Origin of the sequence: Streptomyces sp. NPDC051041, assembly GCF_044456065.1 — a bacterium.
In the GTDB taxonomy this organism is placed as follows: Bacteria; Actinomycetota; Actinomycetes; order Streptomycetales; family Streptomycetaceae; genus Streptomyces; species Streptomyces glaucus.
The window spans coordinates 1-15265 of record NZ_JBITFM010000022.1; the positions used below are offsets into that span (position 1 = coordinate 1).

A 15265-nucleotide genomic window follows, 5' to 3' on the forward strand; every position below is an offset into this window, starting at 1 on the left:
CGTTGACTTTTGGCACGCTGTTGAGTTCTCAAGGAACGGACGCTTCCTTCGTACTCACCCTCTCGGGCTTTCCTCCGGGCGCTTCCCTTCGGTGTTCTCAACTCTACCAGCGTTTCCCCGGTGCTCTGACCACCGTCCTGCGGGCATGCAGGAGGTGACCCGGAGATAGGATCTGACGAGTTGAGCGCCGCGAGGCAAGGACGCCTGGTTGCGTCGCTCAGCCCCTAGCGGGAGTACGACTGTACACGGGACCGCCGAGTGGGTGCAAATCGATGCGGGATGTGGTCTAGACCACGAATCGGGATCACTCGCACGGAACCGGTACTTCGTATGACATACGCTGCTGGCCAGCGCGCCGTCCGGGACAGGCGGTGACGGCCCTTGTAGATCTCCATCTCTGGGAGGCTTCCCATGACCACCGTGACGTCCCCGCTCGCAGGACGCGCCATCGGGCTGGCAGCGGTGCCGGACCCGGTCTTCTCCGGGGCCATGGTCGGCCCGGGCATGGCGATCGATCCCGTACGGGAGCCCTCCGAGGCGGTGGCGCCCGTGGACGGAGTTGTCGTCTCTCTCCACCCGCACGCTTTCGTCGTCGTCGACGAGCAGGGTCACGGCGTGCTCACCCACCTCGGCATCGACACGGTGCAGCTCAACGGCGAAGGCTTCGAGCTGCTGGTGAGCAAGGGCGACACGGTCACGCGGGGGCAGGGCGTCGTGCGCTGGCACCCGGCCGCCGTGGAGGCCGCCGGCAAGTCCCCGATCTGCCCGGTCGTGGCGCTCGAGGCCACGGCCGACGCCCTTTCCGATCTCCGCGACAGCGGCGATGTGAAGGCCGGCGACAGCCTCTTCCTCTGGCAGTGACGTCGGTGCCGTCGTCAGGACGGCGAGTAGATGGACCACCGCGGCGGGACCCGCCGCACTATCGGAGACGGGTGAGATGGAGACAACGCTGCGAGGCGTCGGGGTCAGCCACGGTGTGGCGATCGGCGAGGTTCGGCACATGGGGACGGCGGTGCTGGAACCGCCTGCCAAGCAGATCCCGGCGCAGGAGGCGGAGCGTGAGCAGGGCCGCGCCCGCAAGGCCGTGGAAGCCGTGGCGGCCGACCTGATCGCGCGCGGCAATCTGGCGGGGGGCGAGGCCCAGGCGGTGCTCGAGGCGCAGGCCATGATGGCCCAGGATCCCGAGCTGATGACGGACGTGGAGCGGCGCATCGCCGTCGGCAGTACGGCCGAGCGCGCGGTGTACGACGCGTTCGCCGCCTACCGCGAGCTGCTGGCCTCGGCCGGGGAGTACCTGGCCGGTCGCGTGGCCGACCTCGACGACGTACGGAACCGCATCGTCGCCCGTCTCCTGGGAGTGCCCATGCCGGGTGTCCCGGACAGCGACGAGCCGTACGTGCTTGTGGCGCGTGACCTCGCGCCTGCCGACACGGCGCTGCTGGACCCGGCTCTGGTTCTCGGCTTCGTCACCGAGGAGGGCGGTCCGACCAGCCACAGTGCGATCCTGGCGCGGGCGCTCGGTGTGCCGGCCGTCGTGGCGCTGCCGGGCGCCGGTGAGCTTGCCGAGGGAACGGTCATCGCCGTCGACGGCAGCACCGGAGAGATCTTCGTGAACCCGAGCGAGGAGAAGAAGGCGCAGCTCGAGGCCGCGGCGGCCGAGCGCAAGGCGGCGCTGGCCGCCTCGACCGGGCCGGGTGCCACCGCCGACGGGCACAAGGTGCCGCTGCTCGCGAACATCGGTGGCCCCGCGGATGTGGCAGCCGCGGTCGAGGCCGGGGCGGAGGGCGTCGGTCTCTTCCGTACCGAGTTCCTCTTCCTCGACGACAACAAGAACGCTCCGTCCGAGGAGAAGCAGGTCGCGGCCTACCGGCAGGTTCTCGAGGCGTTCCCCGAGGGCCGGGTGGTCGTGCGTGTCCTGGACGCGGGCGCGGACAAGCCGCTGGACTTCCTGACGCCGGCCGACGAGCCGAACCCGGCGCTGGGCGTGCGCGGTCTGCGGACGCTGCTGGACCACCCCGAGGTGCTGCGCACCCAGCTGACGGCGCTGGCGAGGGCCGCGGAGGGGCTGCCGGTCCACCTGGAGGTCATGGCTCCGATGGTGGCGGACCGTGCCGACGCCAAGGCCTTCGCGGACGCGTGCCGGGCGGCGGGGCTGCAGGCGAAGTTCGGCGCCATGGTCGAGATCCCCTCGGCGGCGCTGCGGGCTCGCTCGATCCTGCAGGAGGTCGAGTTCCTGTCGCTGGGGACGAACGACCTCGCCCAGTACACCTTCGCCGCCGACCGCCAGGTGGGTGCGGTGTCCCGCCTGCAGGATCCGTGGCAGCCGGCGCTGCTCGACCTGGTGGCGCTGTCCGCCGAGGCGGCCAGGGCCGAGGGCAGGAGCTGCGGGGTCTGCGGTGAGGCCGCGTCGGACCCGTTGCTCGCGTGTGTGCTGACCGGGCTCGGGGTCACCTCCCTGTCCATGGGCGCGGCGTCGATCCCCTACGTCCGGGCGGCGCTGGCGAAGTACACGCTGGCGCAGTGCGAGCGGGCCGCTGCGGCCGCGCGGGCGGCGGACAGTGCCGAGGAGGCGCGCAACGCGGCCCGGGCGGTGCTGTCCGGGGAGTAGTCCCCTGGTGCCGCCGGACGGTCGCCTTCGTGCGAGGAGGGGCGCTTCACCCGTGGGTGGGGCGCCCCTCCTCGTGTTCCTCCGCCGGGGTTCAGTGCCGGTGGCCCGACCGCTGATCCCCCTCTCCGAGGTCCGGTGGCTCGCAGTAGTCGACGTTCGACTCCGGGGAGATCAGGTCCCCGGACTCGGCGTCGGTGCAGTAGGCGTCGAAGACCTCCCCGGCGGTGAGGGGTTCGAGGCCGTATCCGCGCAGGCGCCAGCCGTAGACCCGGTCGGGGATGCCGGGGGCGGTGGTCCGCATGACGAGTCCGCCGGGGCTGTGCGCGGCGAGGCCGAGGGCGAGGACGGTGGTGAACTCCAGGGCCTCGGCCTCGTCCAGTTGCGTGGCGCCGTCGGGATCGTCGTCGGCGTGGAGGACGGCGACGAGGGCTTCCGGAGTTCCCGAGACGCTGCAGACCAGGTGCCGGTGGCCCGGTGGGGCGGTGTCGAGGATGCGGGCGAGGAGGTCGGAGGCCCGGGTGAAGGCGGCGTGGCCGATGTCCTCGCCGCAGGAGGCGCAGGGGCCGAGGCGGGCGAGGAGGGTGGCCGCGTATTCCCAGGTCGCGTGCCGGACGGCCTCCTCGACGAGGGTGGGGAGGAGATCGGCGAGGGGCCGGCCGTCGTAGGGAAGGGTGGCGCCCGTGGCGGCGAGTTCGGCCGTGAACCGGGCGCGGCTCGACGGGAGGTCGGGGTCGAGGCCGGTCTCCGCGCAGAACTCGGCGTACTCCTCCGGGTCGAAGAGGGCCACCGTGGTGTGGTCGCCCCGGGAGGCGCGGGACCTGAGCAGGGCCTCGACCTGTTCGAGGTAGGTCGTGTGGTCGTCGAAGGCGAAGCTGCGGTAGCGCCGCATGGCGCGGAAGTCGTGCTCGTCGGTCAGCACGCCGATGGTGCCGGCGACTTCGCGGCGCAGGGCGCGCCGCATGGTCTGGTGGTCGGTGTGCGCCATGTTTCCCCCTGTACACGGTCGATCGATGCTCACTCACAGTAACCGGCGGCACTGACAACGGGGGTCGCGCGAGGCGATCACGTACCAGGCGGCATTGAACGACGCAGGTCAGGGCGGTGATGGTGGCGAAGGCGGTCCGGGCGGCGGGACCGCCGACGCGGTGGATGCGGGTGCGGGGAGGACCGGCGGGCCCCGGACCTCGCCGTCGTGTCCGGCGGGGTCCGGGGCCGGCCGGTTCCGTCGGCCGAGCCCGGCTCAGCCGCGCTTGCGGGCCAGCTCCGCGTAGAAGCGCAGCAGGTCGAGGTCGTCGATGGAGCCCGGGTTGACCGCCTTCTCCACCGGGGTGCCCTGGAGGAGGCGCTTGACCGGGACCTCGATGCGCTTGCCGGTGAGGGTGTGCGGGACACCCGGCACCTCGATGACCTCGTCGGGGACGTGGCGCGGGGAGAGCTGTTCGCGGATGGTCCGCTTGATGCGGTCCAGGAGGGCGTCGTCGAGGGTCGCTCCGGGGGCCAGGTGCACGAACAGGGGCATCCAGTAGCCGCCGTCCGGCTGCTCGACGCCGACGACGAGCGATTCCCTGATCTCGGGGAGGCGTTCGACCGCCTCGTAGATGTCGGCCGATCCCATGCGGACGCCCTGTCGGTTGAGCGTGGAGTCGGAGCGGCCGTGGATGACGACGGAGCCGCGGGAGGTGACGGTGATCCAGTCGCCGTGCCGCCACACGCCGGGGTAGGTGGCGAAGTAGCTGTCGCGGTAGCGGCTGCCGTCGGGGTCGTTCCAGAAGCGGATCGGCATCGACGGCATGGGGTTGGTGACGACGAGCTCGCCGACCTCGTCCACCAGCGGCCGGCCGCTCGGGTCCCAGGACTGCAGGTCGGTGCCCAGACAGGGCGCCTGGAGCTCGCCGGTGTACACGGGGAGGGTCGGCACGGCTCCCGCGAAGCAGGAGCACACGTCCGTGCCGCCGCTGACGGAGGCGATCCACAGGCCCGTCCCGCTCCTCGCGAACTCGTCGTGCAGCCAGCGGAAGCCGTCGGGCGGCAGGGGCGAGCCCGTGGTGGCGACGCACCGCACGGCGGAGAGGTCGTGGTCGCGGCCGGGGTGCACGCCCGCCTTGCGGCAGGCCATGACGTAGGCGGCCGAGGTGCCGAAGAAGGTGGCGCCGGTACGTTCGGCGACGCGCCACTGGGCGCCCGTGTCCGGGTGGCCGGGGCTGCCGTCGTACAGGACGACCGTGGTGCCGGTGAGCAGGCCGGAGACGAGGAAGTTCCACATCATCCAGCCGGTCGACGTGTACCAGAAGAAGCGGTCCCCGGGGCCGAGGTCGCAGTGCAGGCCCAGTTGCTTGAGGTGCTCGACCAGGATGCCGCCCTGGGACTGCACGATGGCCTTGGGCAGGCCGGTCGTGCCGGAGGAGTACAGCACCCACAGGGGGTGGTCGAAGGGCACCTGCTCGAAGACGGGATCGGTGTCCGAGGAGGTCAGGGACGACCACTCCAGGGCGCCCTCGGGGGCCTCGGTGCCCAGGAGGGGGACGTGCACGACGGCGCGCAGGGTGGGCAGTGCGCGGCGCAGCTCGGCGACGGTCTCCCGGCGGTCGTGCTCCCTGCCGCCGTAGCGGTAGCCGTCGACGGTGATCAGGACGACCGGTTCCACCTGCTGGAAGCGGTCCAGGACGCTGCGGGCGCCGAAGTCGGGGGCGCAGGACGTCCAGACGCCGCCGACGGCGGCCGTGGCGAGCAGGGCGACCACGGCCTCGGGGATGTTCGGCAGGTAGCCGCTGACGCGGTCCCCGGGGCGTACGCCGAGGGCGCGCAGCTCGGCGGCGAGGGAGCCGACCCGGCGGCGCAGCTCGGCCCAGGTGACGGGGCGCGGCTCGTGGGTCTCGTCGACGCACAGCAGGGCCGGTTCGTCCGCGCGGGTGGCGGCGGCGCGCAGGGCGTGCTCGGCGTAGTTCAGGGTGGCTCCGGGGAACCACTGGGCGCCGGGCATCGAGCGGTCGCCCAGCACGCGCGCGCCGGGGGTGGCGAACCGTACGTCGAACCACTGCGTGACGGCTTCCCAGAAGGTGTCCAGCCGATCGACGGACCAGCGGTGCAGGGCCGCGTAGCCGCCTTCGGCGGGGGCCCCGTGGTGCTCGGCGGCCCAGGACTGGAACTTGGTGATCCGTGCCTGGGCGATACGCTGCGGATCTGGCTGCCACAGCGGCTGCGGGTTCACGGTCGGCATGGGGCGGCTCCCGGACTGTGCGCGTCGTGTGCGTCCTCCGCGCACGGGCTGGGGTGTGCGCGTGACGCGGCTGACACGGACGATGCCATGTGATCGACTCCTGCACCAGGGTTCGCCCCACATGGTCCGTGTCGTGAAGATGTGGTCCGGACATGGGTGAACGGGAGTTGAACGCCGCCCTCGTACGGGGCGGTCAATGGCAGGCTGAGCAGCATGGACGGTCGTGACCTGGTGCGTTCGGTGAAAACGGTCGGTTCGGCGGGGGCGGCCCAGGGGTTGCGCACCGTACGGGCCGCGTGGCGCAGGAGGCGTGCCGACGCGGCGGGGCTGCCGCGTCGGGGCGCCGAGCGCGCGCGGGTGCCCGGGTCCATACGGGAGGTCGAGTCCGGGGTGGGCGGCGGCACCGTCCGGTTCGACCGCTCGGAGCTGCGGATCGTCGTCGCCGCGAACGGGGCGGTCTTCTGGGGGTGGGACGGGGCCGGCCCGGAACCGTCGTACGCGCTGGCGGGCCGCTGTCCCGAACCGGACCGCCGCGTGGTGCTGGAGCCGGACAAGAACGGCGGCTGGCGGGTCGTGGCCGAACGTGTGACGGTCGTCGTCTCGCGGGACGGCGGGATCGAGGTGCGCACGCCCGGCGGTGTGGTGCTGCGGCGGGACCGGCCGCCCCGGTGGTGGGAGCCGGTCGGCGGCGGTCCGGCGCGCTGGATGCAGCGGTCGGAGGTGGCCGCGGACGCGCGGTTCTTCGGGCTGGGCGGGCGCGCCTCGGGGCCCCGGCTGCGGGACGGCACCTACCGGCTGTGGAACACCGACCCGGGCCGCGCCTTCGGCCCCGGCGACGACCCGCTGTACATCACGATGCCGGTGCAGCTGGTGGTGGCCGACGCGGGCACGCACCTGCTGTTCCACGACAACCCGTGGGACGGTGCGGTGACGCTGCGGGAGGGCGAGGAGGGCGCCGGTTCCGGGCACGACCGGCCCGGTACGAGCGTGCTGCGGATGGACGGCGGCCCGCTGCGCTGCTGGGTGATGGTGGGCACCCCCGCGCGCGTGCTGCGCACCTGGGCCTCGCTGACGGGGGCGCCCGCGCTGCCGCCGGCGTGGGCGCTCGGGCACCACCACGCGCGGTGGGGCTTCGGCAGCGAGGAGGAGCTGCGGCGGATCGTCGCCGGGTACCAGGAGCGCGACCTGCCGCTCGACGCCGTCCACCTGGACATCGACCACTACGACGCCCACCGGGTGTTCACCGTGGACCAGGACCGGTTCCCCAAGCTGCCCGTGCTCGCCGAGGAGCTGCGGCGGGACGGGATCCGCCTGGTCTCGGTCGTCGACCCGGCGGTCGGGGCCGTGCCCGGCGACGCCGTGTACGACAGCGGCAGCGCCGAGGACGCGTTCGTGCGGGACGCCGGGGGACGGGTCGTTCAGGGGGTCGTGCGGCCCGGGGACGCGGTGTTCCCGGACTTCACGCACGCGGGGGTGCGCGAGTGGTGGGGCGGGCTGTACGCGGAGCGGCTCGCGCAGGGGTTCTCGGGGTTCTGGCACGACATGAACGAACCCACCTCGTTCGCCGCCTTCGGGGAGTCGACGCTCCCGCGCTCCGCCCGGCACGCCCTGGAGGGGCGGGGCGGCGACCACCGGGAGGCGCACAACGTGTACGCGCTGTGCATGGCCAGGGCGGGGTACGAGGGGCTGCGGAAGCTGGCCCCGCAGGAGCGGCCCTTCGTCTTCTCCCGCTCCGGGTGGGCCGGCCTGCAGCGCTACGGCGGGGCGTGGTCCGGTGGCGTGGCCACGGGCTGGCCCGGGCTGCGCGCGTCGCTGTCGCTGGTGCTGGGGCTGGGGCTGTGCGGCGTGCCGTACTCGGGACCGGACGTGGGCGGTTTCGACGGGAGCCCGTCGCCGGAGCTGTACCTGCGGTGGTTCCAGCTGGGGGCCTATCTGCCGCTGTTCCGCACGCACGCGAGCCTGCGGGCGGGCCGCGGGGAGCCCTGGGAGTTCGGGGAGGAGGTGCTGGAGCACGCGCGCGCGGCGCTCGTCGAGCGGCGGCGGCTGCTGCCGTACTTCGTCACGCTGGCGCATCTGGCCCGGCGCACGGGGGCGCCCTATGTGCGGCCCCTGTGGTGGTCGGCGCCCGAGGACCGGGCGCTGCGCGACTGCGAGGACGCCTTCCTGCTGGGCGACTGCCTCCTGGTGGCGCCGGTGCTCGATCCGGGCACGGCCCGGCGTGCGGTGCGGCTGCCGCGGGGACGCTGGTACGACACGGCGACGGAGCGGGCGTACGAGGGGCCGGGGCAGGTGGTCGTCGACGCTCCCCCGGCGCGGATCCCGGTGTTCGCGCGTGCGGGGGCCGTCCTTCCCGTGCGCGGGCGGGACGGCGGGCTCGAACTGGAGGTGTGGGCGCCCTCCCCGGGGCGGACCGGCGGCGGGGTGGTGGTCCTCGACGCGGGTGACGGCTGGGGCAGGCCGCGGATCGAGCGCTACGTCACCCGCGGGCAGGGCCGGCGGGTGGTCGTCGAGCGGGAGGGCGAGGGCGGGAGCGAACCGCCTCACCCGGTGCGCGTCCGCGGGCTCGGGGGGCGCTGAGCCCGTTCCCGGCTCGCAGGCGGCCCCCGTGCGCGGCTCCGGCGGGCGCCGGGTCAGGTGTAGCGGCCCTCGAACCAGGCCCGCACGGCCAGGGTGTGCAGGGGGAAGGCGAGTTCCTCCGGCCGGCGCAGGAGGTGCCAGCCGTCCGTCTCGTCCGTGGCGGCGGACGGCGGCAGGCCCTCGGCCGGGCGTTCCGGCAGCAGCCCGAACAGCAGCAGGTGCCCGTCCGGCGAGCTCATCGCGTCGGCGAGCCGGACGTCGCGGCTCGCCGCGTCGATGCCCGTCTCCTCCTTCAGCTCGCGTACGACGGCCCGCCGCCAGTCCTCCCGGTCGTCCACGTAGCCGCCGGGCAGGGCCGTCCCCCCGCGTGCGGGGGCCACGGTGCGGGTGACGACGACCAGGGCGGTCCCCCCGGTGTCGTACACCGGCTGGAGGGCCACCGCGACCGGCAGCGGGTTGCGGTAGGCGACGGCGCCGCAGGCCGGGCAGGCGCGGGGCCAGCCGGAGACGCCCTCGCCGTAGGGCGCTCCGCAGCTGGAGCAGTGCGAACCCGGCGCCGCGTCGGGGGCGGGGTGCTGAGTCCCGGACACGCGGCGGACTGTATCCGACCGCGGAAGCGGCGTGCGCGGCGGGCGGGTCAGCGGCCGCCGGCGAGGGATCCCGAGGACACCGGGAAGTCGAAGTAGGTGTCGGGGTAGGGCTCGGGCCGGTAGGTGTAGTGCCACCACTCCTCGGCCAGGTTCACGAAGCCGAGGTCCTCCAAGGTGTCCTTGAGCAGCAGCCGGTTGGCGCGCTGTTCGCCCTGGACGCGCGGGTCGAGGGTGTGCGACAGGGGGTCGAAGCAGTCGAAGCCCGTGCCCATGTCGACGGAGTTGTCGGGGAAGCGTTCCCCCTGGGCGGCGAAGCAGGGCACGAGGGGTTCCCCGGGGCGGTACGGCCGGGTCGGTTCCGCCGGGAGCCGCACGATCGTGAGGTCCACCGTCGAGCCGCGGCTGTGACCGGACTTCTCCGCGATGTAACCGTCCGCGAACAGCCGGGTCTTGTCGACGTCCGGGTAGAACTCGGCCTTCATCGTCTGGTCGTCGAGGTCCCGTGCCCAGCGGACGAAGTGGTCGACGGCGCGCTGCGGCCGGTAGCAGTCGTACACCTTGAGCGTGTAGCCCCGGCGCAGGAGCCTGGCCTGGGCCCTGTGCAGCGCTTCGGCGGCCGGGCGGGTGAGGAGGCACAGGGGCTGCCGGTAGCCGTCGATGCGCTCGCCCACGAAGTTGTGCCGGGTGAAGTAGCGCATCTCCTGAAGGATCGTCGCGTCCACGCTCCTGAGGGCCACGAAGTCCTCCGGCGCCCCGGGGCCGGTCCTCGCGTGGGCGGGGGCGGTGGCTGCGGTCATGGCGAGCAGGACGGCGAGCGCGGTGACCAGTCCGCGTACCGCGCGGGAGATTCGTGTCATGCCCAGTGCATCTATCAGGCGCGGGGTCCGCCGGGGAAGCGATCGCGCGCGGTCCGCGCCCCGCCGGGCGGGGCCGGTCCCCTGGGGCGGCGGGGCGCGCGGTGGCGGACCGGGTGACCGGGCCGGCCGCCCGGCGGACCGGCGGGGCCGGACGGGCCTCGTGCCGGCCGTCCGCCGTCCGCCGCCGGCATCGGCCTGTCCCGCCGGGCCGGCCGTGCCGCCGGCCCGGCGCGCGGTCCCGGGCCGCGGCCGGCCGGGGTGCGGGCCGGGCGCGTGCGTCAGGTGGCGACGGCCTGGCGGCGGCCGGCGGTGTACGCCATCGCGTGTTCCACGACGCCGATCAGGACCTCCTTGACGGACTCGCGGTCGCGCGCGTCGCACATCACCAGCGGGACGCCGGCATCGAGGTCGAGGGCCCGGCGCACGTCCTCCGCGGGGTAACGGGGGGCTCCGTCGAAGCAGTTGACGCCGACGAGGAAGGGTATGGAGCGCCGTTCGAAGTAGTCGATGGCGGCGAAGCAGCCCTCCAGGCGCCGCGTGTCGGCGAGGACGACGGCGCCGAGCGCTCCCGCGGAGAGCTCGTCCCACATGAACCAGAACCGCTCCTGGCCGGGCGTGCCGAAGAGGTACAGCACCAGGCCCTCGCGGATCGTGATGCGGCCGAAGTCCATGGCCACGGTGGTGGTGTGCTTGCCCTCCACGCCGCGGAGGTCGTCGACCGGGCGCCCGGCCTCCGTGAGCAGTTCCTCGGTGCGCAGCGGCCTGATCTCGCTGACCGCGCCGACGAGGGTGGTCTTGCCCACGCCGAAGCCGCCGGCCACCAGGATCTTGAGCGTGACGGGCTCGACCGGGGGCTTGCCGCGCTCAGAACGCCCGAAGATCATCGATCTCTTCTCCTGCTCGATGGGGGTGGGACGACGGGGGAACCGCAGCCTCCGCCGCCGGGGTCTCGATGACGGGCACGTCGCCGGGGCCTGCGCCCGCCGGAGCGCCGCCGTCCGGCTCGACGACCGCGCCGTCCGCGCGCTCCACCCGGACGGCGCCCGGCGCTCCGGGTGCGCGGCCCGCCGTGCCGTGCGGGGGCGCCGGGCGGCGCCGGAACGGCACGCGGGCGGTCCCGGGCGCCGGGAGCCGGACGCGGTGCGCCGCGCCGTCCCCGCCGGGCCGGACCGCGGACCCCGCGCGGCGGACGGGCGGTCGCCGCCCCGGGACTTCGGGGCCGGTGGGCCGTGAGCCGCTCCGGTGGATCCGGACGCCGGGCCCGCCGGTGACGCCTCCGCCGTCACCGGCGGGCCGTTCGTGGAGCGGCTCGGGCGGGGCGGCGCACCGGGCGCGGACGCCCGCGGCCGCCGTGCCGGAGCACCGCGCCGGGTCGCCCGGCAGGGGGTCGCGCGCCGGCGGGCGGCGCGCGGCGATGCCGGCGGAGGTGCCGCCCCGGTCGGCCCGGAACTGCCAGCCTGTCACGTCAATATCCCGCTTCCGCGCTGCTCACAGCGCCCGGAGGCCGTTGATCACGTCGCGCAGAATACTCTCGTCCGGCAGTTCCGCCGGGGGCACGGGCCGGTTGACGTGGACGAGTCCGGCGTCCACGAGGTCTCCGACGAGGACCCGCACCACTCCGATCGGCAGGTCGAGTTCGGCCGCGAGTTCGGCGACCGACTGCGGAGTGTGACGGCACAGTTCGACGATGTCCACGTGTTCCGGGGACAGCGTCGAGTCGGCTTCCGGGTCGTCCGCGTGGGGTTCCGTGACGACCACCGCGATCAGGTCGAGGCGGTGCTGGACCGCGCTGGTGGTGCGGCCGCGTGTCATGGCGTACGGGCGGACGACCGGTCCGGCCTCGTCGTCGAACCAGTGGCTTCTTCCCTGACCGTCAGCGCTCATGTCATCCCACTACCCGCCCGAGGGCAGGTCGGTGCGCGGAGCGGTGCCCAGGTGCACGCCGACCCGCTTCACGAGGAGGGTCATCTCGTAGGCGACCTGGCCGACGTCCGCGTCGGCGTCGGCCAGGACCGCGAGGCAGCTGCCGTCGCCCGCGGCGGTGACGAACAGGAAGGCCTCGTCGAGCTCGACGACGGTCTGCCGGACGTCGCCCGCCTCGAAGTGGCGGCCCACCCCCTTGGCGAGGCTGTGGAAGCCGGAGGCGACGGCGGCCAGGTGCTCGCTGTCCTCCTGGGTCAGATCCTTCGAGGCGCCCGTCGGCAGGCCGTCTCCGGAGAGCACGACGGCCTTGCGGATGCTCGCGACGCGGTCCACCAGATCGTCGAGGAGCCAGTTCAGCTCCCCGGACTTGGTCGCGGTCTGGCCGGTCGCCTTCGGTGCGGTCATCGACCGTCTCCCTTGGTCGTTCCTTGTGGTGCTGTGCCGCTGTGGGCGTCGTCGCCCGCGGCGTTCTCTGCACGGCCGCGCTGCCAGCCGCGCTGGAGCGAGGCCATACGGCTGCGTACCTCGTCGGCGTCCCGTTCGGCGGGTCCGGCCCGCTCCTCGGTGCGCCGCCGGGGGCCCTGCCTCAGCTGGGGGGCCAGGCTGGCCTGCCGCACGCGCCGGGGCAGCGAGCGCGCGCCCGAACCGTCCGGTTCGGCGTCCCGCGGATCGGGGCCGGCGGGCCGGGCGGGGCCGTCCGCGCCGTCCGGCGGGAGCTCGTTCCAGCGGGTGCGCCGGGGCAGGGCCGACGGCCCGGGCGCCTCCGCCGGGTCCCTGCCGGGCGCGCCCCGCTCGTCGGCTCCGTCGGTCCGGCCGGGGGCCCGGCGCGCGGGCGCCGCGTCGCGGCGCCCGCCGGGAAGCGGCGTGGCGGCCTGCTCGGGCCGGGCCGTGTCCGGGCCGGCCGGGGCGTCCTGGCCGCGGCGGCGGGCCGGGAGCGAAGGCAGTGCCGTCGGCTCCGGGCGGCCGGCGGCCGCGGGCTCCTCGCCGGTCCGCTCCCGCCGGGTGCGCTCGGTGACCGGGCGCCCGTGCGAACTGACCAGCTTGGGGGTGCGGCGGCGGGGCAGCGGGACCGGGCGGTCCCCCGTTCCGGCCCCGCCGCGGGTCCCGGGCGCCTGGTGGCGCTGTTCGCCGTCGCGGGCCGCCGGCTCGTCCTCCGCGCGGGCGAGGGAGCGGTGCGGACGCAACGGGCCGCCGCCGAGGTCGCCGGCGAAGTCGTCCAGGGCGTCCAGGTCGACGGGGGCCTCCAGTTCGACGGGCCCGTCCAGCGGCGCGGCCGGCAGCCGGCCCGGCAGCCGCCCGGGCACCCGGGAGAGCCCGGCGCGGCGCCCGTCGTCCGGTTCGCCCGCCGTGGAGCGCTGGGGGCGGTCGAGGCGGAAGCCGATGCCGTTGGTGTCGGGGACGTCGTCCGTCAGCAGCGTGTCGGGGATGAAGACGACGGCGGTGGTGCCGCCGTACGGGGAGGGCTGCAGGGAGACCCGGACGTTCTGCCGCTGGGCGAGCCGGCTGACCACGAACAGGCCGAGCCGGTCGGTGTCGGACAGCTCGAACTCGGGTGTCTCGGCGAGGCGGAGGTTGGCGTCCAGCAGGGCGTCGGCCGCCATGCCGAGGCCCCGGTCGTGGATCTCCAGGGTGAAGCCGTTGGCGACCCGCTCGCCCACGACCTGGACGGCGGTGTGCGGCGGGGAGAACACCGTGGCGTTCTCCAGGAGTTCGGCGACGAGGTGGGTGAGGTCCGCGACCGCCGGGCCGGTGACGGCGATCCGCGGCAGACGGCGGACCTCGATGCGCTCGTAGTCCTCGACCTCGGCGACGGCGGCGCGCACCACGTCCATCAGCTGGACGGGCTTGCGCCACTGCCGGGAGGGGGCGGCGCCGGAGAGGATCACCAGGCCCTCGGCGTGCCGGCGCATGCGGGTGGTCAGGTGGTCCAGGCGGAACAGGTCGGCGAGTTCCGCGGTGTCCTCGGTCCTGCGCTCCATGGCGTCGAGCAGCGTGAGCTGCTTGTGCAGCAGGACCTGGCTGCGCCGGGCGAGGTTGACGAAGACCTCCGAGACGCCGGCGCGCAGTTCGGCCTGCTTGACGGCGGCCTCGACGGCGGCGCGCTGCAGGGTGTTGAGGGCCTGGCCGACCTCGCCGATCTCGTTCTTGTCGTACTCCAGGCGCGGGACCTCGGCCTCCACGTCGACCTGCTCGCCGGCCGAGAGGCGGCGCATGACACTGGGCAGCCGGACGCCGGACGCCTCGTGGGCCTCCAGGCGCAGCTGCCGCAGGTCCCGGATGAGGCCGCGGCCGACGCGCACCGACAGGAAGAGCGAGAACAGCAGGGCGAGCAGGCCGAGGACGCCGACGACGACGGCCTTGGTGATGACGGACATCGCGGCCGGGCGGACCCGGTCCTGGTAGCGGTCGTTCGCCTGGTCGTTGAGCGCGGCCAGGTCGCCGAGCACGCTCTCGGCGGCGGCGTCCCAGCTCCGGGCGGTCACCGTGCGCGGGGGCTCGGAGCCGACGGAGGAGATGACGGCCTGTTCCTCCGAGCGCAGGGAGGCGGTGGTGGCGCCCTTCCAGAAACGGGTGTAGCGCTCGCGCTCGGCCGACGGCAGGACCGGCAGGCTGACGTCGTACAGCAGGTTGCGCTGGGCGACGAGGTGGGAGACGTCCAGGACCTCGTCGTGGGAGAGCTCGCCGACCACCAGGGCGGAACCGAGCAGGGCGTCCTCGCGGGCGAGCAGTTCGCGGGCGCGGGCCAGGTTGACGAGGGCGCGGTTCTGCTTGTCCATCTCGACGCTGTCGATGCCGTCGAGGGAGGCGAGCAGGACGTAGCACGGGTCGACGAGGCGGTTGTACAGGTCGAGGGCCTGGGCCCGGGTGACGGAGCCGTCCTCGACGCTGCGCCGCACTTCGTCGATGCCCTGCAGGGTGTCCAGGACCGCGGTGAGGTGCTCCTCGTCGTCCTCGTCCACTCCCCCGCGGATGTCGGGGTCCTGCCCGTTCCGCCGGATCCCGGCGACCGCCTCGTCGGTGGCGGTCCGGGTGGCGCGCAGCGCGGACAGCGCGTCCGACGCGCGGGGGTCGGCGAGGTACACGAGCGTCTGGCGGCGTTCCTGCTGCAACGCGCGGACGACGTCCTCGGCGGGATAGCCGATCTTCTCCACCAGGGACGTCACGTGCCAGAGCTGGGCCACCTCACGCCCCGTCAGCGCCGTGGTGAACGCCCAGATCGCGGCCAGGGACATCAGCGGCACGAGAAGCAGCGCCACGATCTTCCGGCGGATCGACTTCCCGCGAAAGCGCATGGCCTCCCCCAGCTCGACCCCCACTGACAGGGGGTACACATGTGCGTCAACAAACGGCGTGAGCCTACTACTGAAGTCCGGTCGGCTCGAAGGCAGATCCGGGGAATGCACTTTCGCACAGCGGCGGGGGATGCGGAGTTGTCCGCCCATTGCGGGAGATTGCCCCCGGGATCCGGCGAGGGCCGCGGGAACGGATGGGT

At 74.3% G+C, this 15265-nt stretch carries 11 protein-coding genes; 3 read left to right on the forward strand and 8 right to left on the reverse strand.

The window, feature by feature from the left end; all coding sequences use genetic code 11:
* Positions 1–411: 411 nt before the first annotated feature.
* Both ACIBAI_RS25980 and ptsP read left to right on the forward strand, forming a co-directional pair.
* Complete coding sequence (locus ACIBAI_RS25980; protein ID WP_399037888.1) at positions 412–861, forward strand: PTS glucose transporter subunit IIA; 450 nt, start codon at positions 412–414, stop codon at positions 859–861.
* Between the two features lie 76 nt (positions 862–937).
* Positions 938–2608, forward strand: a complete 1671-nt coding sequence (gene ptsP, locus ACIBAI_RS25985) for a phosphoenolpyruvate--protein phosphotransferase (RefSeq protein WP_399037890.1) — start codon at positions 938–940, stop codon at positions 2606–2608.
* 91 nt (positions 2609–2699) lie between these two features.
* On the opposite strand, the gene ACIBAI_RS25990 is transcribed toward ptsP, so the two are convergent.
* Together ACIBAI_RS25990 and ACIBAI_RS25995 are read right to left on the reverse strand one after the other, a co-directional pair.
* A complete protein-coding gene (locus ACIBAI_RS25990; RefSeq protein WP_399037892.1) occupies positions 2700–3593 on the reverse strand; it encodes a hypothetical protein in 894 nt (297 codons plus the stop codon).
* Between the two features lie 255 nt (positions 3594–3848).
* A complete protein-coding gene (locus ACIBAI_RS25995; protein WP_399037893.1) occupies positions 3849–5825 on the reverse strand; it encodes an acetoacetate--CoA ligase in 1977 nt (658 codons plus the stop codon).
* A 213-nt stretch (positions 5826–6038) separates the two neighbouring features.
* On the opposite strand from ACIBAI_RS25995, the gene ACIBAI_RS26000 reads away from it, so the two are divergent.
* Positions 6039–8402 (forward strand): glycoside hydrolase family 31 protein, encoded by a 2364-nt coding sequence (locus ACIBAI_RS26000; protein ID WP_399037896.1) that lies wholly within the window; start codon positions 6039–6041, stop codon positions 8400–8402.
* Between the two features lie 53 nt (positions 8403–8455).
* Here ACIBAI_RS26000 and ACIBAI_RS26005 read toward each other — a convergent pair whose 3' ends face one another.
* The 6 genes from ACIBAI_RS26005 to ACIBAI_RS26030 form a co-directional block, all read right to left on the reverse strand.
* Positions 8456–8992 (reverse strand): NUDIX domain-containing protein, encoded by a 537-nt coding sequence (locus ACIBAI_RS26005; protein WP_399037898.1) that lies wholly within the window; start codon positions 8990–8992, stop codon positions 8456–8458.
* Between the two features lie 47 nt (positions 8993–9039).
* Positions 9040–9849 (reverse strand): M15 family metallopeptidase, encoded by an 810-nt coding sequence (locus tag ACIBAI_RS26010; protein ID WP_399037900.1) that lies wholly within the window; start codon positions 9847–9849, stop codon positions 9040–9042.
* A gap of 278 nt (positions 9850–10127) precedes the next feature.
* A complete protein-coding gene (locus ACIBAI_RS26015; RefSeq protein ID WP_399037902.1) occupies positions 10128–10733 on the reverse strand; it encodes a GTP-binding protein in 606 nt (201 codons plus the stop codon).
* 604 nt (positions 10734–11337) lie between these two features.
* Complete coding sequence (locus ACIBAI_RS26020) at positions 11338–11733, reverse strand: DUF742 domain-containing protein (RefSeq protein WP_344607197.1); 396 nt, start codon at positions 11731–11733, stop codon at positions 11338–11340.
* Positions 11734–11742: 9 nt separating this feature from the next.
* Entirely contained in the window at positions 11743–12177 is a 435-nt protein-coding gene (locus ACIBAI_RS26025; protein WP_399037904.1) for a roadblock/LC7 domain-containing protein, read from the reverse strand.
* Positions 12174–15065, reverse strand: coding sequence for a nitrate- and nitrite sensing domain-containing protein (locus tag ACIBAI_RS26030; RefSeq protein WP_399038003.1), 2892 nt, complete (start codon positions 15063–15065; stop codon positions 12174–12176). Before ACIBAI_RS26030 ends, ACIBAI_RS26025 begins: the two co-directional genes overlap by 4 nt.
* Positions 15066–15265: the final 200 nt, after the last annotated feature.